The organism is Fibrobacter succinogenes (assembly GCF_902779965.1).
GTDB classification, from domain to species: domain Bacteria; phylum Fibrobacterota; class Fibrobacteria; order Fibrobacterales; family Fibrobacteraceae; genus Fibrobacter; species Fibrobacter succinogenes_F.
This window is the reverse complement of sequence record NZ_CACZDK010000005.1, coordinates 14,677-33,877: the sequence shown is the minus strand read 5'-3', so window position 1 is coordinate 33,877 and position 19,201 is coordinate 14,677. Positions and strand designations below refer to the sequence as shown.

Genomic DNA, 19,201 nt, shown 5'->3' with positions numbered 1-19,201 from the left:
AAATATTTGGTCTGGATTAACTAATTTTTGTACATGAAAGCGCTTTATCAAAAAATTCGCAGTTTACAAGGGAAAAATTATGGGCTTTACAAATCCCTCGCGGATAGGACGTGGGATTTTGGTGACTTTGTGCTGGAATTTCTCCATGTGCAGGGTGACCCGTATGCACCGGCTTCGCGTGTGATAATTAAGTCGAACTTGCTGATGCTGGGGTTCCCAAGCGAATGGGGTAGCTCTTTTGAACGGCGCCTCGCGTTGAGCGATTTTCTTTACCGTAAACTTTCTGCACTTGTTCGTGAAAAGTATCCCGATAGGGATGCCGCGGTTGTTTTTGACACTGCTGGACCTGAAATGCTGGTGCGGAACGCGCTTTGGGTCGATAATGGTGAACTGCGGGCTTGTCTGCAAGTGCGCTTGCCGGGCGATGGTCGCAAAATCCAGGCCGAAGCTGCTGCCGAGATTTTGACGATGGTGCTCCCGGACTTGGTTTCGGCGGCGCTTTATAATTCGGGCGAGTCAAAGCCGGATGGTGTTGAGCCTGAACTTGTTGAACATTACCGCGTGCTTGCCGAGCGCAAGGAAATTTTGTCGCAGCTTGAAGAACGTGGACTTTGTGCGTTTGTGCCGGATGGTGCTGTTTTGCCGCGCGCGTCGGGACTTAGTGAACTCCCGATGGAAGGGGCTGTGCCGTTTACCGCGCCTGCTGAAATGGCGGTGACGCTTGTCGCAAACGGTCGCGAGATTCGCGGTATGGGAATCCCGAAAGGCATTACCGTGATTTCGGGCGGGGCGTTCCATGGAAAATCGACTTTGTTGCAGGCGCTCACGAAGGCTGTTTACCCGCATATTCCGGGCGATGGCCGCGAAGGCATTGTCATTAGCGAATCGGCGGTGCGCGTGGGCGTTGAAGATGGCCGCAGCGTTCGCGGAACAGACCTATCGCAGTTTGTGCGTGATTTGCCGGGCGGAATTTCGACAAAGAACTTTACGACCGCTTGTGCATCGGGTTCGACGAGCGAGGCCGCAAACTTGATGGAAGCGATGGAAGCTGGGAGCGATGTGTTTTTGATTGACGAAGACTCCTCTGCTGTGAACTTTTTGATTCGCGATGTCCGTGTGAGGAGGCTCTTGGGCGATGATCGCGAACCGCTTATCCCGCTGACGGACCGCATCCGTGAAATCCAGAATCGTAGCTTTATTCTGGTAGCTGGCGCCTGCGGTGATTTTTTGGATTTGGCAGACAACATTATCGTGATGGCTTCGTACAAGGCGGAATGTGCAAGAATTAATGGAAAGAATGTAGCGGCGGGGCTTGCTGATAGTGTTGTTGGTTCGGCTGCTGGAACGGTTGGCGTGGATGGTGCAGGTAGTTGCGTCGGTGATGCCGCAAAAATCGCGCCTAACTTGCCCGCATTTGTGGAACCGCAGTGTCGCGACTTTGCTGAATACGTGAAACCGTTGCTCCCGTCACTTCGCCCTGCATCTGCTGTAGAGCGCCAAGTGAAAGTCAAAATTTCGGGCGATACTTTATTGCAAATTGGGTTCCTCGTTTCGGATACATCTAAGGCGGGAGCGCTCGTGGATAAGCAACAGCGATTCGGTGCAGGCTTTATGCTGTTGAACCTCTGCCAGAATGCAGCGAGCAACAATGATTCTGCAAATGGTGAGCCGCAAAAGTCTGCAACGATTATGGAACGCATCAATGCGCTCTGCGAAAAAATCAAGAATGTCGGATTCCGCAATTTGCCGCAAGGCCTAAGCCGCGAAATGAGCCTCCCGCGCCCTATCGATATCGCTTGCGTGCTGTATAGAATGCGCGACGGTAAGAGATAGTTCATAGCTGTTATTCAGTAAAATGTCATGCCGGACTCCGTTCCGGCATCGCTTTTTTCTACGTCATTCTGAACCCGCTTTTTCGTCATCCTGAACCCAAAGGGTGAAGAAAAGAGTGCAAGGCGAATAAAGCAGGGCTGCTTGCAGACTTATTTGACGCTTCGCGTCACATCTTGAACTCAGAAATAGTCAAATAAATTTGACTGCTTCATTCGTTTTTCGATGTTTTTTGAGCCGAAGCCTCGGACGGCGCAGCCATCAATCCAGTAAAGTCTTGCTCTTGCATATAACACTTTTGTATGTAAATTTATATTGGAAAATTTTAAACATAGGAGAACCTCTTATGGAAAATAAAATGAACAAGTTTGGGCTAAGAAAAGTGCTCGCTGTTTTGGTGGTTGCCTTTGCATGCGTATGCATGTGGGGGTGTTCGGATACTACTTTCGAATGGGAAGAAAAACGAAGCGGAGCTAAGGTGATGGGTTTTGTTGATGATTCGTTGGTGATGGTTGAAGATTACCGCTGTTGGCATGAATATACAGATCGTTGGAATGGGGAGTATCTTGAAGATGATGGTTGTGAAAATGCAAGGCTGTGTGTTTATAATTACCGGGTGCAGGAAGATGGTCCAAGATGGTGTGATTCGATTTCTGGAAGCTGGACTCTTGGTTTGTGGGATGGTCAATTCTCTGATTCTGTAATTTGGGGACATCTAAATGTACAGCGAGAAAATTCAATTTCTTTATGGAAAATAGGGGAAAAACCTCATAAAATATCGTTTAATCGAAATTTGGAAGGGTGTTCTGTTGTGTTTAGAGGAAATTCTGTAAAGGAATGGGTTGACGGAACATTTATTGTGCGTAATGAAAAGTCGTTAAATGCAGGAGGAGACAGCTGCCAGTATGCGGTGCTGGATACTGTTGCGAAAACAGTTGTATATAAGCGCATTGATAAAGATTTAGAATGGATTAGAGAATGCGATGATGTGAGAGCTTGGGGAAATGATGTGTATTGTCTTGTTTTAAATAAAGAAAATGGAAATAGCTTTGTCTTAAAAAATGGGTCGGATAGTATTTTTGCTCCAATGGAAAAAATTTATGAAGGTCATTTTAGCGGAAATATGATGGAATTGGGGGTGCGAATTTGTTCTTTGATAAAAAATGAAATAACTTGCTCTGATGTAAAATGGACGGGAAATAGGGAATTAGAATTTTATCGAAATGATGGAACTGTAATTTATTTGAAATAGGAAGATATGATGAAATATCTATTTGTATTGATAATGGCTTTTGCCATTAATTGTTGGTCTATTCCCAAACCGATGAAATCCATTGAAAATTATAGTGTTCTGATGCTTCATGGAGCGTATGGTTCCAAAAAAGGTTTTTCTGCTGATTCCTCGCTTCCTGAGGCTTATAATGCAGGTGGAACTCTAGAAAATGGGGCTACTCTAGGTCGTTTTAGGGCTGGTTTTGATTCTGAATATGGTGTGAAATTAAGGTAAATTCAGAATTCTCCTTTTGAAATTCTTTATATTGCGAGTATGAGTCTTTTGAAGCTAGTCGTTTGCATGTTGCTTGTGTTGAGCCTTGTTGGTTGTGCATCAAACAAGAACCCGAACCCCATGATTCGTTATGGGGCGAATACTGCAACGGCTATGGCAGTCCCCGGTTGGTTCGTGGCTACGAATGGTAGTGGTTGTTTGCGTGCAGTGGATGTAATGGATATTCGCCTATTTCCTTTCAAACTTGTTGCATTGAGTGCTGCTGGGGTAGGCTTTGCAACTGGCGCCGTGCTTGGCGGAACTGTGGGTTTCGTCAAATGGATGATCAACGGCTTTGAAGGCGATAAAGTCTCTAGCTACGGATCGTTGCCAGAAGAAATTTTACCGCCAGAAAGGTGATGAATACGGAAAAAAGTTTTGAGCTTACTGAACCTAAAGGGAGGGGGTTACCCCATCCATAATTTTTTATGGTACAATGTATGGATTCCCTCCTTCGCTACGCTCAGTCGAGAATGACTTTTTTTCAAGATTCTCTAATAACTAAAGACTAGTAACTAGCCCGTAGGGCGAAGTGACTATTAACTAGTAACTGCGCCGAAGGCGCTTAATGCGCTAGGTGCAACTTGCGGAGCACTTTCCCAAGAAGTTCGTTTAAAATGTCCTTGGCGTCTTTGCTGCCGAGGTAGCGCTGGACAATAAGCGTGAGCGTAAAGAGCGCAATGCCTGCGGCGCAAGCGTAAACGACGAGCGTTACAAAGTTTGCATTGCGGACAAAATCATCCGAAATGCAATCAAGACCGATGGCGGCTGCAATCATGATGCCGAAGGCGACGAGTGCACGTGCCATATTGAGGAGCGCATCCTTCATGCCGTCAGTGCCGTTCTTCTTTGCCCACATAAAGATCATCGAAATCACTTGCAGTATTGCGCCTGTAGCGCCGATAATCGGGACGCTCTTGATGCCAAGACCCACTTCGGGTTCGCCCAGCAAAATGTAGGCGGGAATGGTTGCTGCAAAAATGCCGGTATTCAAAAGTGTGGGGACCCACATGCGTTCGCAAGCGTAGAAGCTGCGGACGAGAACCGCCTGCAGGCAGAGCCCAAGGCTCACGGGCAAGTACCAGCGGAGAATTTCAGAAATCGCTTCGGTCGTTTCGCGGTGGAATGCGCCACGTTCAAAGAGGATGCGCACGGCGGGGAAGCTGAGTGCCCACACGGCGACAACTGCTGGAATCAAGATGCAGAACATGCGCGAGAGGCTCTTCCAGATTTTGCGGTTGAGTTGCGGGAAGTCGCCTTCCTTGACGAGACGAGCCATGTCGGGATAGCTCGTGACCGAGACCGAGAAGCCGAATACAGCGACGAGCGTGTACATGACGCGGTAAGCATAGTTGAGGCTCGAAATGCCGCTTGTGCCGAAATTTGCACCAAAGCTTCGGATGATAAATTCAAGACCGAACATGGAACCCACGCCAAGAGACATGGGGAGCATCATCTTGAAGTAACGAATAATGTCAGGGTGCTTGGGTTCAATGATAAATTCATAATGAACACCGCCGCGCTTGGCTCCAAAAATCTGGAGGGCGAAAAATCCGATGAACGCTCCGACGGGTACGCCCCATGCAAATCCCGAGAGTCCGTAATCATTGCCGGTGTAATTCGTGAGGGCAAGGCCTGCGGCACCGCCGCCCACAATTGCGATGTTGTAGATGAGGCCCGTGAGGGAGGGAATTAGGAACTGCTTGCGGGTATGCTGTACCGCGACAAGGATGCTCCCCACGAAAATGAAAATCTGCCCCGGAAGAATAATGCGCCCGTAATAGGTGGCGCGTTCCAAAAGTTCGGGCGTCACGCCATCGACGGTCAGGAGTGCGATGAGTTCCTTCATCCAGATAAATGCCGGAATCACGAGAATGAGGAGCGCAATTCCAAACGTATTGAGCACGTTGCTGAAGAACTTCCAGCCGCCACGTTCGTCACCTGCGACTTTGTAGCCCGTGAAAATCGGGATGAATATAATCGACAAGAATCCGGTGCTGACCACGTGATTCAGGATGTCTGGAATCATGAACGCGAGGTCGAGTGCATTTTTTTCGAGCGACACGCCAGCAGCGTGGGCAAGGAGCATTTCACGGAAAATCCCGAGTACGCGGCTCAGGAGCATCGAAACGGCAACAATAATAGCGGCTTTATTCATGTGTGCTGTAAAATATAGAATGGTTAAATGTTCTTTGAACTTATTGTGTAATCTTTTTGTATATTTCCTATTATGAAAAAGATATTAGTACTTATTTCCTTCCTCGTTCTTGCGGCATTTGCCCAGAACAACGATACCATTGAACCGGAGAAAAAACTCCAGCGTCCGGTCTATAGTTTCCAGACGGCTGCTTTTGGCCTTTCTTTCTGGCGTAACTGGGAAGATTCCGAAAAGAATACGTCACAGGATAAAGAAATGGGATTCCCTCTTATCCGTTATGGGCATATTTGGGAAATGACGACGCATGGTGCAATCACTGCAATCAGTACGTGGAACTTCACTTTTGGTGAAGGGTGGCAGATCCATGGCAATATGCTTTTGGGTGGTCGCTATTCTTTCGTTGATGATGATGTTTCTCCGTTTATTGGCGGCGGTCTCGGTTTGGGCTTGCAGTTCGATTCCCACTTTGATGATTGGGATTTCGGTGAACGTTGGGCTTTGGGCATGAGTCTTGGCGGCGAACTTGGTATAAACTTCTTCCACAATTCTGCAGTTCAGCTGGAAGCCGGTGTTGGCTTTGATATCATCGCTTCCAAGGTTGATTTTGGCAAGAGCTTCAAGAGCGTCAACCTGTTCTTTGGAATTAACTACTAGTTCGGGATGCGCGTGAGGACGGCGCGCAAACTTGAATGCGAAAAATCCGGTTTGACCGGATTTTTTTTATGCCGAAATGTTGCAGGATAGGCTCGGAAGCGCGAAACATCCAGTGATGTTTCGTTTCTTTTAAACTGCGATTTTAAAATCGTTCAGCAGCGAGTTGCGTTTGATTTTGCCTTGTTGCTGTAAGCGCTCGACGAGGATTCCTGGGCGCACGTGGAATACGCCGGAAAAATGTTGGATGCAACGGCGCTCATTAAAGCGACCGCAGCAGATGAGTTCGCATTCTTCGGCTTCGGAGAGGAGCATGTCTTGGGCGAATTTTTCGGCTTCGATTTCTTGGACGCTCTTGGCGGCGGAGGGGTTGGGCTGCGCCGCAATTGGCATCGCATGATTGCCGAGTTGCAAGCAGGATGTTCGTAAGGGGTGGTAAAGCACGTGTGCAACCGCGTGGAACAGCGCTTCAAGGAATTTTGAATCGTCTATCTTGGTTGTCGGGAACTGAATGACGGGGCGGTAACCTCTCCAATAAAAAGCGCATGTCGGGGTGGGCGCGGTGAGGAACGGTTCCACTTCGAGGAATTCTATTCCGCAATTTTGGAGAGCTTCTCGGGCGACGTTGCGCAAATTTTGACCGTGAAGAAAAACGTTTTTCCGTAAAAACTTTAGGTTTGCAAGAATTGCATCTTGTTCAGGCGTAAAGTCTGTTGTTAGACGTTTGACTTGGAGTTCACCTAAACGGATCCATGCCGCGTATGTTTGCGGGTTTGCAGTTTGCAATGCGGTGCTATAGTAGTTGTTGAATCCGGCAATGCTTCCGATTTGCATGAAGCGGAAAACGGCGCGCACGAGTTCTGCATTTTTGGCGTTTGCAGGAATGAGTCCCTTGTTTTGCAAAGCGCGGATGGGGAACTTGCGTACCCACGGGAGGAACTTTTCGAGTTCTTTAGAATCTTGAGATTTGGGGTTTTGTGTGTCGCTTGCGTTATTGGTTTCGTTGTTTCCGAATGCAAGTTTGAATGCCGTATTTGCTTCGGTGGTGCCGCGTTCCATAAGGCTACTGCGGGAACAGCCAAGACGACGGATAAGTTCGTCTTGCGTGATAAGCTCCCGTTTTTGAATTTGCTTGATGGATTCTTTCAAACTCATATTCTAAAAATAAATAATTAACGTCCTTATGGACAAATTTATTTCAACAATTCTTCGGGGACGCATTCAGCCATGGCCTCGTATGCTTTGGCGCTGGGGTGCAGATGGTCGCCGGAATCAAAACCGTTGCTGAATCGTTTGGGATCGTCGTGACCGCGGACGGCTTTATCGAAGTCAACACAACCATCGAAATCGGGTGCGGTGCGGAGCCATTCGTTGAATGCCGTGCGGATGATATCGCGGTTCTCGTTGTAGGTGCGCCAGCCGTAAATCGGGAGGAGCGTGCCGCTGTAAATCTTGAGACCGAGCTTGCGTGCATGCGTGATGTAAAGTGTGCGGACGCCGTTGATGAGGTCGTCTGCTGTGGGCATGTCGCTCCAGGGGCGGAATTTGTTGACTTCAACGCCGACGGGGTGGATGATGTCGTTGATGCCGTGTTGTACGATAACCGCGCGGGCGCCAGCAACATTCATTTCGATGGGGAAGCGTGTGGCGCCTTTAAGGCCGTATGCAGCGTAGGTGATGCAGCTGTATTCGCGTAAAATGCGAGTGCCGCTCACGGCGCGGCGGATGATGGCGACATTGTTGAATCCTTCGCGGGCGCAGCGGAGTGTGAGGTAATCGGGCCAGTCTTGCGCGGTGATGGAATCGCCGAAGCACACTAGCGCAAAGTTTTTTTCTTCGGTGAAAATATCGATTGTATTGAGGAAGTAAATCCAGTTTGTTTTGCGCGTGAGGTCGTCAGGGAGGGTTGCAGATTTTGCGAAGTTGCCATAGCTGTACTTGCCACCCGAAAGCGGTCCCGTGATGGCCGTGCCTGCGTTCATTTGTGTGAAATTTGCAAAGTAAAGGCTCACGTCAAATGTTTCGCCTGCGGTTACATTGAATAAAATTTCATCACTCAAGATTTCTTCGCCGGCAGGGATTGTGGCGGATTGCTTGCCGCTAAAAGTAATCGCAGTCGGAATGTAATTCGAAGATGGCGCGGTTATAGACTGCGCGGCGACTGTGGCTGCGGACTGTGCGTTTGCCGTTTGGGGCTGCGCGGATTTGGCGACATATGCTTCGCTGATGGTCACCGGTTCTGTGCCGGTGAGGTTCGAAAAATGGAATCGCAATTTGTTCCCCGAAAAGCAGGCGCGAATCGGATAGCGGAGCATTAAATCCTTGGCGTATGTTGCTTCTTTCCGGTCTGTGATGGATGTGGCGTTACCCCAGCAGGCAACCCATTTCGAAAATTCTTTTGACATAGCTACTCCGCGAAAAATGGACGACGAGCAAAAATAGATAATTTGGAGAGACTTTGCTAGGGGACTGATTGTGTAAAGGAATTGTGTTATTAAATGACAAAAAAATTACAATGAAAAATGTAAAAATCATTTATCCGCCTTCTTTGCAAAATCGCTGGTTTCGCAAAATCGAATGTGCTAGTTTGAAGGAAAAACAAGGGAGGACATCATGAAAAACAAACTGTTCATTCTTATTGCAATCGTAGCTTTTGCTGGCGCCATTCTCTTTATCTTTAGCGGCGGTGAGAGCGAAAGTAAAAAAACAACTGACGGCAAAACTACAGAAGTTGATGAGTCTGATGATGGTCGCACGGAAGTTGCAAAACGTGCCGATGAAAGTGAATCCATTGAAGAGTCAGCATCGTTTTTATCGACCACTACATCGGATCATTCGGAACGTGCGAAGGATCATGGCTCTAAAGGGATGCCAAAGGCGTCTCTTGATCGCGGAGTGCTAAAAATGTTGGCTTCAAGACCTGTTTCTGGAGAAGCTAAATTTACAAAAGATATAGATAAAGTAATGAAAAGCGTAAGCGGTCTTTCTACATCGGGAAAAACAGTACTTGGCGGTAGACGTGGATCTGGCGGTTTTAACGAAGGTTATGTTGCTGCTGGTTCAGGCGGTATTGGAGATGGTTTAGCGGGACTGCTTGGAGGTAGCGCTTCAGGTATAAGATCTTCTAAAGCGAAAACTAGAACAACATCAAGATCTATTGATATGGGAGTAGCACGAGATGAACCCTCTCTGAAAAAAAGCAAGGTTCGAGTTTCTGAACGCTATGAACGTGTTGTTGAACGCGACGATGAGCCTACTTATAGAAGAAGGCATAGTGGCAGGAATGAAAGCCGAAGGGCTGGATTGCTCACTGCAGGCGAGTGGAACGATTTGGACAATTGGAAGTTTTGGACAAATCTTCTCGATGATGACGATTATAGTGGGAAGACCGATTACTGGAAATTTTATCCGAAAAATCTCGTAGTGGTAAGAGTGGTTGATGGCAACAGGGTCGGTATCGCCAATGTTGACGTGGAACTCTTTAACAGCAATTCAAAGGAATTTGCAACCAAGACAGATAATGCCGGGTATGCATACTGCTGGATAAACTTGTTTAAAGATCGCTCCAAGAAACCCAATGCTAAGGAATACTCATTGAAGGTCGATGGTGACTGGGTAAAGGAATCTGTAAAGCTCACCACTATGGGTGACAAAAAATTTAATGTCAACGTTGTGGTCGATGATGAAATCAGGCACCCGAAAGCAAAAGCCGATGTTGCATTCATCGTGGATGCAACGGGTTCCATGAGCGATGAAATTAAATTCCTCAAGTCTGATCTCAGTTACATTATTGACCATGCAAGTTCGGAAAGCAAGGTGGCTTTGCGCACGGCAGCTCTGTTTTACCGTGATGAAGGAGATGCTTACCTGACGCGTGCTAGCGACTTTACTGATGATGCTTCTGAAACGCAGGATTTTGTTTCGGAACAGAGCGCTTCTGGCGGTGGCGATTATCCTGAAGCTGTCCATTCTGCGCTTGAGGCTTCGCTGCAGGATCTTTCCTGGAATGGATCGGCCCGCGCACGCATTGCGTTCCTCATTCTTGATGCTCCTGCGCATCATGAGAATGATATCATCGAAAGCCTTCAGGAATCCATCATGCTCTATGCAAAACATGGCATCAAGTTGATTCCGGTGGCGGCTAGCGGTGTGGATAAGGATACGGAATTTATGTTGAGATTCTTTGATGTTGCTACGGGTGGCACCTATGTGTTCCTCACGGATGACAGCGGCATTGGAAATTCTCACATCAAGGCATCTGTAGGTAATTACAATGTGGAAAGCCTTACGGATATCATGATTAGGCTTATCAAGAAATATGTTAAGTAAGGAGGTGACTAACGATCGATAAATATGAAAGATAAATTAGGACGGATAAAAATAAACTGAACCTTTGCATGCCCGATTGTCTCGAAATAAGTTCGGAAAGACAACGGGCATCTTTTTTTATAATGCAGTATCAATTGCTATAATTTGCGCTGATGCCCGAAATTTCGTACAGTAAAAAGAATGATCAAATTGAATGCGTGCGCTATAAGGATTGGCAAAAGTCGTATCCGTCGCATACGCATACGGATCATTTGACTGTCGGCTATATCGAAGAAGGGTCGGTTTGCTTGGTGATGAACGGGGTTGCGGAAATTTACAGTGCCGGCGATAAGTTCCAGATTCCGCCGAACGTATTGCACGAAATCAAGACGTTCGATGGGCGAAGCTATTCGATGGTTGTGTTGTGCATAAAAGTCGATGAATCGAAAAGTGCGGGCGATTATGAAAATGCTGTTGCTCGCTTGAATGAGTTGCGCAAAAGCATTCTCGAAAATCCCGAGAACATCTATTTGATTGAACAGATGGCGCATGATTCTTGCATCAGCCCGTTCTACATGATTCGGGAATTTAAAAAGGCATTCGGGCTTACGCCGCACCAGTTCCAGATGCAATGCAAAGTCCGCAAGGCGCAAAAACTGCTTGCCGAAAGAAGCGCGTCCGAAGTGACTTACGATGCCGGATTTTACGACCAAAGTCACATGGACCGTTGCTTTAAAAAATTAGTTGGGCTCTCGCCTAAAGAATATAAGCGGGCCGTGAAACCCGCATCAAATAATGCCTAAATCGTCATGACGGCCTCTTTGTCACCCCGGACTTGTTCTGGGGCGCCATCTTTAACATAGCGCGGGAATGAATTTTGCGAACATGTAAAGCCCTTCGTCGCCTGCGTTTACTTCGTGGGGAATTTTTGCGGGCATAATCGAAATCACGCCTGGGACGTAATCGAGTTTGACGCCGTCATTTATGCACACGCCGCTCCCAGCGATGATTTCGTGAGTTTCGAGTTGCGTTTCGTGAATGTGATTCTTGATGCTTTTATTTGGTGCGATGCGAACGAGGTGGTAGCTGAATGTGCCGCCAGTTTCTTTCGAGGTGATGATGTGCTTGAGTTCGACTCCTTCAAAAGTCGGGTGCTTGCTCCAGGCGATATCCTTGAATGCTTTTGTGTTGCTGGGGAGTCTGAGTTCGCCGTTGTTGAATTTTTCAAAAAGTTCTTTTTCCATATTGTATTCCTTTTATTCGATTGTGTGGCGCGATTTTGAAAGTTTGCGATGCTTGTCGAAATTGCGCCGCGGTTGTACCCGTATTCTATAAAAGGAACTTCGAAAAAAATTGTATAAAATTGCGAAAAACTCCCTCGGCATTACACCAAGGGAGCTGTGTTTCTTATATGGAGATTTAATTTACGGAGATGAGATATTTTTCGCCGCTAATTTCAGCCTTTGTTGCACCTCTGAGCAAAATACTTACTTTATCATCAGCGCGTGCTTCGCTAACATTGCTAACTGCATTTGTCGAGTTGATGAGAGAAATGCCCGTAACAATGTATGATTTACTTGCTTGTAGTCCTGCGCCTTTAACCTTGTCGTTTAGGCGGATGGTTCCTTTTTTAATAGTTCCAGTAACACAGAGTCCTCGACCAATAATGACGTAAGACTCGTCGATTTGCAAGAGGAATTTGTTGTCTGCAGGAATATCGTAATCGAGAAATTCAATAACTGTGCCGCTTGCGACGGTGCGTCCGCCTTCGCGTATGGCGAATTGAGTTCCTTTTTCCATTGCGATAGGGGCTATCAATTGTACGTCAATGATTGCGGAGCTGCCAGGAGTAACCATCTCGACGTTGCAGGGGAGCTCGACGGTTCCGGTAATATCGGAACACCAAAAATAAAATTGAGGACGGTAGCCATTCATGAATGGTGTGTGGCGGCCACCTTCGTCCTTTTTTAACACGTAAATTTGGCCTCTGAATTTGGTATGCGCAAAGATGGATCCCGGTTTTGCGAGAACCATGCCGCGAACGAAATCTGATTTTTGTGCGCCACGGAGGAGTACACCTACATTGTCGCCGGCTTGTGCTTCGTCAAGAATCTTGCGGAACATTTCGATGCCGGTGGTAAAGTATTCTGCAGTTTCGCGAATGCCGACACGTTCGACTTTGTCCATTAAGTGTAGGGTTCCTCGTTTGACGCGTCCGGTGACAACTGTTCCGCGCCCGGTGATGTTGAAAACATCTTCGATAGGCAAGAGGAAAGGCAAATCTTTGGGTTCCTTGAGAGGTAAATACGTGTCGCAAACGTTCATGAGCTCGATGATTTTGTTTTTCCACATGGGATCGTCTTCGAGCGCCTTAAGGGCGGATCCGCGGATAATCGGGGTATTATCTCCGTCGAAATCATATTGAGAGAGCATGTTGCGGATTTCGAGTTCTACGAGTTCAAGCATTTCAGGATCGTTAACCATGTCGCACTTGTTCAAGAATACGACCATTTTTTCTAAGCCTAATTGATGTGCTAGCAGAACGTATTCACGCGTTTGCGGCATTGGGCCATCGGGTGCTGCAACGACGAGGATTGCGCCATCCATCTGAGCGGCGCCAGTTATCATGTTCTTCACAAAATCGCTGTGGGATCCGTTGTTGCCTATAGAGTAGTGGCGGTTTTCTGTTTCAAATTCTATTTGGCTTGGTGAGGAGTTGCGATCTCTTTCTTCTGGATCATTTCCATTAGATATGGTGCCGAAAATTTTGGATAGAGCGGCTATCAATGTTGTTTTGCCATGATCGACGTGGCCGATGATTCCAAGGTTGAAATGTGGTTTGGATCTTTTAAAACGTTCTTTAGCCATTGTTTTCTCCTTAATAAAATCGTGAGTACAAAACTTTTAAATTTAGTTGTGATTTGTTTTGTACATATTATTATGAGCAAATTTAAGGAGAATGTCTTTATGTAAAATTATTTTTCTTATATGCTCTTTTACATCGTGCTGATTTAAATTATTTTAATTATATAAAGTTGGAGGGCGGGCGCCATGAAAATTGAAGACTACATTATATCAGTTCCTGATTTTCCGAAGCCTGGGGTTCTTTTCCGCGATATTACGGGGATTTTGGGAAATGCCGATGCACTCAAGTTGACGATGGATAGTCTTTACAAAGTTATTGAAAAAATAGAGTTCGATGTTGTTGCGGGGCTTGAAGCGCGCGGTTTTTTGTTTGGCATGTCTGTTGCGGAACGATTTCACAAGCCATTTGTGCCTGTGCGCAAAAAAGGTAAACTCCCGCGGGAAACGGTCGGTGTCACGTACGATTTGGAGTACGGCTCTGCTTGCATAGAAATTCACAAAGATGCCATTAAGCCTGGGGATCGCGTTGTTCTTATCGATGATTTGCTTGCTACAGGTGGAACGGCACGTGCTGCAATTCAGCTTATTGAAAAAGTGGGCGGCAAAGTGGAATGCTGCGCATTTATCATAGAACTTTTAGACCTTAAAGGGCGCGATGTACTTTCGGGATATCGCGTGGAGGCTTTGACGCAGTTCTCTGGGCATTGAGGTTTTTAAAGACGGTGGTTTGCTTTGTTGCTATCATGTAAATAGCTATATTTTCGAGGTAAAATTTTTTGCGGGAGGAAATGACATGGCTGAGATTCTTGAAGAAACGCAAGGTGCTAGCTTGCAAGTGGGTGGACATGCTGAAAATGTCGCTTTGAAGTGCGCCTCGAAAGATGACAAAGGGAATGTCTCCGCAAAAAATGCCGCGAACGGCGAGGAGAATGCCGCGGAGGAAAACGCAGCGACCTCAGCGAGAATAAAAAGAATGCGCGGCTGGCTCGGCGTGAAAAGCACTTCGTCGTTGGGCGGCTACGATGATGATGGCGGTGGCGTTGCTTATGGTGACGGACATTCCGGCTGGAATAGGTAAGTGTAAAAATAAAAAGTCTCGTGTTAATGCGAGACTATTTTGTATAAACTTATTCTGAAGTTTCTGTAGCTTTTTCTTTGCTGGTGATTTCTTTGTAAAGCTCGGTCTTGGCGTAACACCAATAAGGGCCTACCCATAACATAGCGATGCCCAAGGTGCATATGGCGAGTATCCACCATCCCGTGAAACTGAGAAAAAGGTTAATCGTTTTGAGGTTGTAGGGAGAAGATTTCGCCCAAAAAGAACTCAGTAATTTAGTGGCTCCTGTCTTGTTGTCTTCGGCGAGAACGAATGGGAAAAATTCTGCTAAAGCAAATGTTTGGTATAAAATAAATACTGAAAATGCGATAACTACGATACTTATGAAAATGCAAATGAGGCTTTTGTCGAGGGGCATCTCAAAGAAAGAAAGGATGTTGCTAAGCAGCACAAGAATGGGAACTGAGCTATTGATTTCTCCAATAAGAAACGCTGCAAGAATTAAGCATATAATAGCTAAGGCTGCATTTATTATTGCGAATAGTCCGTAAAATATGAAGTCGATTAATAAAATTGCGATTGTGTTTCTGACGTATTTTTTATAACCGAAGAATAGAACGGAGTATGGTGTTGGAAAGTTTCTAGAACATTCTAGAAAGAATTTATAAAAGCCAACTGTGATGGGCGCAAGGACTAGATAGCAGAGAGTTGCACAAATAAGGTTTGCCAAGATGAATTTTATGGGGGCTGAGGATTCGTTGATTCCCCATATTCTTGTATCGAACGGAATGGAAATTATTATGGCAATAAAGAGATAAAACAAAATAAAGAGTATGGATTTCTTTGGGTTTTGCATGAGGATGTTCCATGCTCGCTGCTTTATTTCGCTGTTGGGAATGGAATTTATTCTTGCGATTTTATTGGTTTCCATAAAAGACTCCTTCTTTTATTTCGTTATAATATAAAATACAAAAAGATGGAGGCATGCTTGAATTGTAAAAAATTGTATAAAATTGCGGAAATGGGGGATGGGAAAGAAAGAGGGTGTCTTGAAAAAAAGTTATATTCCGAATAAACCCAAGGCACAAAATGTCTGTTCTTTCGTTTAAGACATACTGTATTGAAAACTACGCCGAATATACCGGCAAGGCTTCGAGCGAAGTCTACGAGCTTTTTGCGCACTCTGGTTTGCTTAAAATGTTGCAAGACGACTATGAAGACTTGCACGGCATGGGCAAAGAATACCTGATGGATTTTTTTGACAAGTGGTTTAGCGGGAAAAAAAGCGAAGATTCACATCATCTTGTTAAGTCTATCTTGATTCCACAAGTGGTATCAATGCTGATGGAAATTTATTCCATTTCAGAAAATGATGCCATACGAATTGTATATACGTCACCGACAGGCAAATGCCTTGATGACGATTCGCTAGGACTTTACGGACAAAGTGCTCTTTATATTTGCGGGCTTATTGAAAAGGATATTCAGAGAAATTCGGAACTGCTGAAAGAGGTGAGATGAGGGAGATTTCGGTTGCCTATTTTTCCTCGATGATAATGCTGGAGTTTTTGGAGAAGTAAAATGACGGACCGGATTCTTTTTACCATTGCCCTTGCGGTGTCGCTTTATTTTGGCTACGGTCACTGCTGGGAACAGGACTTGATGCTTAACGTTAACGTGAAAGACGATTATCTTGTTGTCGGCGCTTTTGGTTGGTTTCCTAACCCGTCTGTGTATTATAAGGTTCTCGATTACCCGTACCCGCATCGCTATGCTGTAATCGAGAAGGATTTCGAAGAGGATCCAGGGCGTCTCCTCTGGGCGGTCTATTATCCGTTCCCCCGTTATCTGTATTCGGCACTGATCGCGGCACCGGATAGCGTCTATATTGATGGCAAGGGCGATTATCTCAGCCTTCCGGGCGAGGGCGACCTGGGCATGAATCCGCCGAGGGATTTGAAATTGCCCGCCGAAGGGGATTCGCTTGCTACGCTTTCCCCGAATTCTATGCGAAGGATATGGCGGGGAGATGCCGCTATCGCTCCGCTTTCTGCGTTTGATGTTATTGTCAGCACCTTGATTCGTTATCGCAAGTGGTATGCTGACAGGTGGGACGCTGACAGGATTTATTTAGTTATTGATGGTAGTTTTTTTAGGCATAACAAGTTCCATGAATTGCACCCTTTGATAATTGCGTTGAAAGAGATTGGTTTCAGGTATGTCGAGGTCATGGTCAATGTCAATAAAGACGATGATGCTTTTCGCGTTAGTGCAATGGAATGGGCCTATCAAGAAATTTACCGGTTGTCCGGTTTAGAGCGTCCAAAGATTAATCCTAGCGGTGATTTAAGGCTTGTTGAGACTCGTCCGAGTATAATGGAGGAGACTGTCAGGAAGAAAATTTCGAAAAAATTTAGCGATAAGTTTTTTACGGAGTCGGCTGGCAGGATGAAGGACTATAAAGCTAAGGCTTTCGGCTGGGTCGAGTTTCTGTGGACAAAAGATGTTAAGGTGCGCGGTTCACGTTCCGCCGAAGATGTTGCGGAAACCATGCGCCAGCGGTCGCCAGGATTGAAACACATTTACAACAAGTTCTTGAAGAAGAAACCCAGATTCAAAGGCCGCGTTGTCTTGAGATTTGAGATTGCCCCGAGCGGTGAAGTTGCCCGTCCAACCGTCGCTTATTCCTCGACCGGCTACGAGGAATTCGATAATGCGATCAGGGATGCTGTTGGTCAGATGACGTTTGGCACGGTGGAGTCCGGAAGCGCGAAGGTGACGATTCCGCTCACGTTCGGTTTTTGGGTTCTATAAGTGAAATATCCCCCAGCGAGTGTGAGGGATTTTTTAAAGGCGATGCCGCCCCGGAATAAATCCGGGGCGAAAAAATGACATTTGTCGATTCTTCGCCCTAAAATAAAAAATATTTCCAATATTTCAAACATAAGGTGATGCAAATTAAAAATCCCCGCACATTAATTTGCACGGGGGAATTTTATAGGGAGATCCTCGCTTACGCGGGGATGACAAATCAGGGGTGGATTGACGCCTTTGGCGTCCGTGGCTACGGCTCACCAATAAAAATATGCAAGCATATTTTACTGGAATCGCCTTGCACACTTTTGCCTCGGGGCGATTCGCCCTTCGCAATGACGCGTGTTTAGGATGACTCCAAAAAATAAAGTTCACTTCGGCGGTTCGGCAGGCTCACCGACCTTCGTGAACTTTATCTTCTTTTGTCTCTAGTAGTTATTTCTAACCACTAGCCACTAACCACTGTTTACTAGTATCTGTAGTGATCCGCCTTGTACGGGCCTTCCACAGGTACGCCGATGTAGTCGGCTTGGGCCTTGGTGAGGGTCGTCAGGTGGACGCCGAGCTTTTCGAGGTGGAGGCGAGCGACCTTCTCGTCGAGGATCTTCGGGAGCGTGTACACGACGCCGCTTTCGTACTTGATGCCAGCGACGGTCTGCTTGCCCTGAGCGTTGAGCCAGAGGTCGATCTGGGCGATGGTCTGGTTCGTGAAGCTTGCGCTCATCACGAAGCTCGGGTGGCCGGTGGCGCAGCCGAGGTTCAGCAGGCGGCCTTCAGCAAGGATAAGGATGCTGTGACCGTCGGGGAAAATCCATTCGTCGTACTGCGGCTTGATTTCGTTACGCTTGATGCCTGGAATCTTCTTGAGGCCGGCCATGTCGATTTCGTTGTCGAAGTGACCGATGTTACCGACGATGGCGCGGTGCTTCATTTTTTCCATCTGGGCGGCGCTAATGATGCCGGTGTTCCCCGTGGTGGTCACGAAGATGTCGGCGTAGCTAACCACTTCGTCGAGGGTCTTGACTTCGTAGCCTTCCATCACAGCCTGCAGAGCGCAAATCGGGTCGATTTCGGTGATAATCACGCGAGCACCCTGACCGCGGAGGGACTGAGCGCAGCCCTTACCCACGTCGCCGTAGCCGCAAACCACAGCAATCTTACCAGCCATCATCACGTCGGTGGCACGGTTGATGCCGTCGATGAGGGAGTGGCGGCAACCGTAGAGGTTGTCGAACTTGGACTTGGTCACGGAATCGTTCACGTTGATAGCCGGGAACTTGAGGCGCTTGGCCTGGGCCATCTGGTAAAGGCGATGCACGCCGGTAGTGGTTTCTTCGGAAACGCCGCGGAGAGTTTCGCGGGCGCGGGTCCACTGCTTCGGATCCTTTTCGAAAATCTTACGGCAGGTGGCGAGGAATACGCCCCATTCTTCGGAGTCGGTTTCCGGGTTGAATTCAGGCACCTTGCCGGCATCTTCGAATTCGGCACCGCAGGTCACGAGCATGGTAGCGTCGCCGCCGTCATCCACGATGAGGTCCGGAGTCTTGCCGTCGGGCCAAACGAGAGCCTTGGCGGTATTTTCCCAATATTCTTCGAGGGTTTCACCCTTCCAAGCGAAAACAGGCACGCCCTGCGGATTGTCGATGGTGCCCTTCTTGCCCACTACCACGGCGGCAGCGGCGTTATCCTGCGTGCTGAAGATGTTGCAGCTCACCCAACGCACATCGGCACCCAGGTCCACGAGGGTTTCAATCAAAATAGCGGTCTGCACGGTCATGTGGAGGCTACCCATGATGCGGGCGCCAGCCAGCGGCTTCTTGCCGGCATATTCCTTGCGGAGAGCCATGAGGCCCGGCATTTCGGTTTCGGCGAGGTCGAGTTCCTTGCGGCCTTCCACAGCAAGGTTGATATCCTTAATTTTGTATTCCATAATGTTTCCTTTTGGCGTGGTTTTTGTGTCCGCGCGATTTTA

Annotated in this window: 17 protein-coding genes and 1 pseudogene; 11 read left to right on the top strand and 7 right to left on the bottom strand. The window is 47.1% G+C overall.

Annotated features, from left to right (window positions below; all coding sequences use genetic code 11):
* The first annotated feature begins 33 nt into the window (after positions 1-33).
* From HUF13_RS03810 to HUF13_RS03795, 4 genes are all read left to right on the top strand, one after another.
* Positions 34-1,833, top strand: coding sequence for an ABC-ATPase domain-containing protein (locus tag HUF13_RS03810; RefSeq protein ID WP_304038800.1), 1,800 nt, complete (start codon positions 34-36; stop codon positions 1,831-1,833).
* A 343-nt stretch (positions 1,834-2,176) separates the two neighbouring features.
* The gene (locus tag HUF13_RS03805) at positions 2,177-3,082 is read left to right on the top strand and encodes a hypothetical protein (RefSeq protein ID WP_173473890.1); all 906 of its coding nucleotides are present in this window, start codon (positions 2,177-2,179) and stop codon (positions 3,080-3,082) included.
* 6 nt (positions 3,083-3,088) lie between these two features.
* A complete protein-coding gene (locus tag HUF13_RS03800) occupies positions 3,089-3,337 on the top strand; it encodes a hypothetical protein (protein ID WP_173473889.1) in 249 nt (82 codons plus the stop codon).
* A 39-nt stretch (positions 3,338-3,376) separates the two neighbouring features.
* A complete protein-coding gene (locus tag HUF13_RS03795) occupies positions 3,377-3,736 on the top strand; it encodes a hypothetical protein (protein ID WP_304038786.1) in 360 nt (119 codons plus the stop codon).
* A gap of 205 nt (positions 3,737-3,941) precedes the next feature.
* Here HUF13_RS03795 and murJ read toward each other — a convergent pair whose 3' ends face one another.
* Complete coding sequence (gene murJ, locus HUF13_RS03790) at positions 3,942-5,534, bottom strand: murein biosynthesis integral membrane protein MurJ (protein ID WP_173473888.1); 1,593 nt, start codon at positions 5,532-5,534, stop codon at positions 3,942-3,944.
* Positions 5,535-5,606: 72 nt separating this feature from the next.
* Here murJ and HUF13_RS03785 point away from each other — a divergent pair, with 72 nt between their 5' ends.
* The gene (locus HUF13_RS03785; protein WP_173473887.1) at positions 5,607-6,188 is read left to right on the top strand and encodes a hypothetical protein; all 582 of its coding nucleotides are present in this window, start codon (positions 5,607-5,609) and stop codon (positions 6,186-6,188) included.
* A 129-nt stretch (positions 6,189-6,317) separates the two neighbouring features.
* Here HUF13_RS03785 and HUF13_RS03780 read toward each other — a convergent pair whose 3' ends face one another.
* Both HUF13_RS03780 and HUF13_RS03775 read right to left on the bottom strand, forming a co-directional pair.
* Positions 6,318-7,340 (bottom strand): hypothetical protein, encoded by a 1,023-nt coding sequence (locus tag HUF13_RS03780; RefSeq protein ID WP_173473886.1) that lies wholly within the window; start codon positions 7,338-7,340, stop codon positions 6,318-6,320.
* Between the two features lie 38 nt (positions 7,341-7,378).
* On the bottom strand, positions 7,379-8,590 hold the full coding sequence (locus HUF13_RS03775; protein ID WP_173473885.1) for an SGNH/GDSL hydrolase family protein: 1,212 nt from the start codon (positions 8,588-8,590) through the stop codon (positions 7,379-7,381).
* A 208-nt stretch (positions 8,591-8,798) separates the two neighbouring features.
* Here HUF13_RS03775 and HUF13_RS03770 point away from each other — a divergent pair, with 208 nt between their 5' ends.
* Together HUF13_RS03770 and HUF13_RS03765 are read left to right on the top strand one after the other, a co-directional pair.
* The gene (locus HUF13_RS03770; protein WP_173473884.1) at positions 8,799-10,514 is read left to right on the top strand and encodes a VWA domain-containing protein; all 1,716 of its coding nucleotides are present in this window, start codon (positions 8,799-8,801) and stop codon (positions 10,512-10,514) included.
* 152 nt (positions 10,515-10,666) lie between these two features.
* Positions 10,667-11,296 carry an AraC family transcriptional regulator gene (locus tag HUF13_RS03765; protein ID WP_173473883.1) on the top strand — a complete coding sequence of 210 codons (630 nt, stop codon included), beginning with the start codon at positions 10,667-10,669 and terminating at the stop codon, positions 11,294-11,296.
* Between the two features lie 51 nt (positions 11,297-11,347).
* On the opposite strand, the gene HUF13_RS03760 is transcribed toward HUF13_RS03765, so the two are convergent.
* Positions 11,348-11,737 (bottom strand): cupin domain-containing protein, encoded by a 390-nt coding sequence (locus HUF13_RS03760; protein ID WP_173473882.1) that lies wholly within the window; start codon positions 11,735-11,737, stop codon positions 11,348-11,350.
* A gap of 481 nt (positions 11,738-12,218) precedes the next feature.
* Positions 12,219-13,361, bottom strand: a pseudogene (gene tuf, locus HUF13_RS03755) (elongation factor Tu); the annotation flags it as partial.
* Between the two features lie 183 nt (positions 13,362-13,544).
* Between tuf and HUF13_RS03750 the strand changes: the two are divergent.
* Both HUF13_RS03750 and HUF13_RS03745 read left to right on the top strand, forming a co-directional pair.
* Positions 13,545-14,066, top strand: a complete 522-nt coding sequence (locus tag HUF13_RS03750) for an adenine phosphoribosyltransferase (protein WP_173473880.1) — start codon at positions 13,545-13,547, stop codon at positions 14,064-14,066.
* A gap of 85 nt (positions 14,067-14,151) precedes the next feature.
* Positions 14,152-14,436: a hypothetical protein gene (locus HUF13_RS03745; RefSeq protein WP_173473879.1), complete on the top strand. Its 285-nt coding sequence runs from the start codon at positions 14,152-14,154 to the stop codon at positions 14,434-14,436.
* Positions 14,437-14,485: 49 nt separating this feature from the next.
* On the opposite strand, the gene HUF13_RS03740 is transcribed toward HUF13_RS03745, so the two are convergent.
* Positions 14,486-15,346 carry a DUF975 family protein gene (locus HUF13_RS03740; protein WP_173473878.1) on the bottom strand — a complete coding sequence of 287 codons (861 nt, stop codon included), beginning with the start codon at positions 15,344-15,346 and terminating at the stop codon, positions 14,486-14,488.
* Between the two features lie 158 nt (positions 15,347-15,504).
* On the opposite strand from HUF13_RS03740, the gene HUF13_RS03735 reads away from it, so the two are divergent.
* Positions 15,505-15,936: a DUF3791 domain-containing protein gene (locus tag HUF13_RS03735; protein WP_173473877.1), complete on the top strand. Its 432-nt coding sequence runs from the start codon at positions 15,505-15,507 to the stop codon at positions 15,934-15,936.
* A 60-nt stretch (positions 15,937-15,996) separates the two neighbouring features.
* Positions 15,997-17,229, top strand: coding sequence for a TonB family protein (locus HUF13_RS03730; protein WP_173473876.1), 1,233 nt, complete (start codon positions 15,997-15,999; stop codon positions 17,227-17,229).
* A gap of 469 nt (positions 17,230-17,698) precedes the next feature.
* Here the strand turns inward: HUF13_RS03730 and ahcY are convergent, their stop codons facing one another.
* Positions 17,699-19,159, bottom strand: a complete 1,461-nt coding sequence (ahcY, locus tag HUF13_RS03725) for an adenosylhomocysteinase (protein ID WP_173473875.1) — start codon at positions 19,157-19,159, stop codon at positions 17,699-17,701.
* Positions 19,160-19,201 lie beyond the last annotated feature (42 nt).

Coding starts and splice junctions, on each gene's coding strand:
- HUF13_RS03760 (WP_173473882.1), bottom strand. CDS start 11,737: ATGGAAAAAGAACTTTTTGAAAAATTCAACAACGGCGAACTCAGACTC.
- HUF13_RS03740 (WP_173473878.1), bottom strand. CDS start 15,346: ATGGAAACCAATAAAATCGCAAGAATAAATTCCATTCCCAACAGCGAA.
- ahcY (WP_173473875.1), bottom strand. CDS start 19,159: ATGGAATACAAAATTAAGGATATCAACCTTGCTGTGGAAGGCCGCAAG.
- HUF13_RS03795 (WP_304038786.1), top strand. CDS start 3,377: ATGAGTCTTTTGAAGCTAGTCGTTTGCATGTTGCTTGTGTTGAGCCTT.
- HUF13_RS03735 (WP_173473877.1), top strand. CDS start 15,505: ATGTCTGTTCTTTCGTTTAAGACATACTGTATTGAAAACTACGCCGAA.
- HUF13_RS03750 (WP_173473880.1), top strand. CDS start 13,545: ATGAAAATTGAAGACTACATTATATCAGTTCCTGATTTTCCGAAGCCT.
- HUF13_RS03810 (WP_304038800.1), top strand. CDS start 34: ATGAAAGCGCTTTATCAAAAAATTCGCAGTTTACAAGGGAAAAATTAT.
- HUF13_RS03745 (WP_173473879.1), top strand. CDS start 14,152: ATGGCTGAGATTCTTGAAGAAACGCAAGGTGCTAGCTTGCAAGTGGGT.
- HUF13_RS03805 (WP_173473890.1), top strand. CDS start 2,177: ATGGAAAATAAAATGAACAAGTTTGGGCTAAGAAAAGTGCTCGCTGTT.
- HUF13_RS03730 (WP_173473876.1), top strand. CDS start 15,997: ATGACGGACCGGATTCTTTTTACCATTGCCCTTGCGGTGTCGCTTTAT.
- HUF13_RS03775 (WP_173473885.1), bottom strand. CDS start 8,590: ATGTCAAAAGAATTTTCGAAATGGGTTGCCTGCTGGGGTAACGCCACA.
- murJ (WP_173473888.1), bottom strand. CDS start 5,534: ATGAATAAAGCCGCTATTATTGTTGCCGTTTCGATGCTCCTGAGCCGC.
- HUF13_RS03780 (WP_173473886.1), bottom strand. CDS start 7,340: ATGAGTTTGAAAGAATCCATCAAGCAAATTCAAAAACGGGAGCTTATC.
- HUF13_RS03765 (WP_173473883.1), top strand. CDS start 10,667: ATGCCCGAAATTTCGTACAGTAAAAAGAATGATCAAATTGAATGCGTG.
- HUF13_RS03770 (WP_173473884.1), top strand. CDS start 8,799: ATGAAAAACAAACTGTTCATTCTTATTGCAATCGTAGCTTTTGCTGGC.
- HUF13_RS03800 (WP_173473889.1), top strand. CDS start 3,089: ATGATGAAATATCTATTTGTATTGATAATGGCTTTTGCCATTAATTGT.
- HUF13_RS03785 (WP_173473887.1), top strand. CDS start 5,607: ATGAAAAAGATATTAGTACTTATTTCCTTCCTCGTTCTTGCGGCATTT.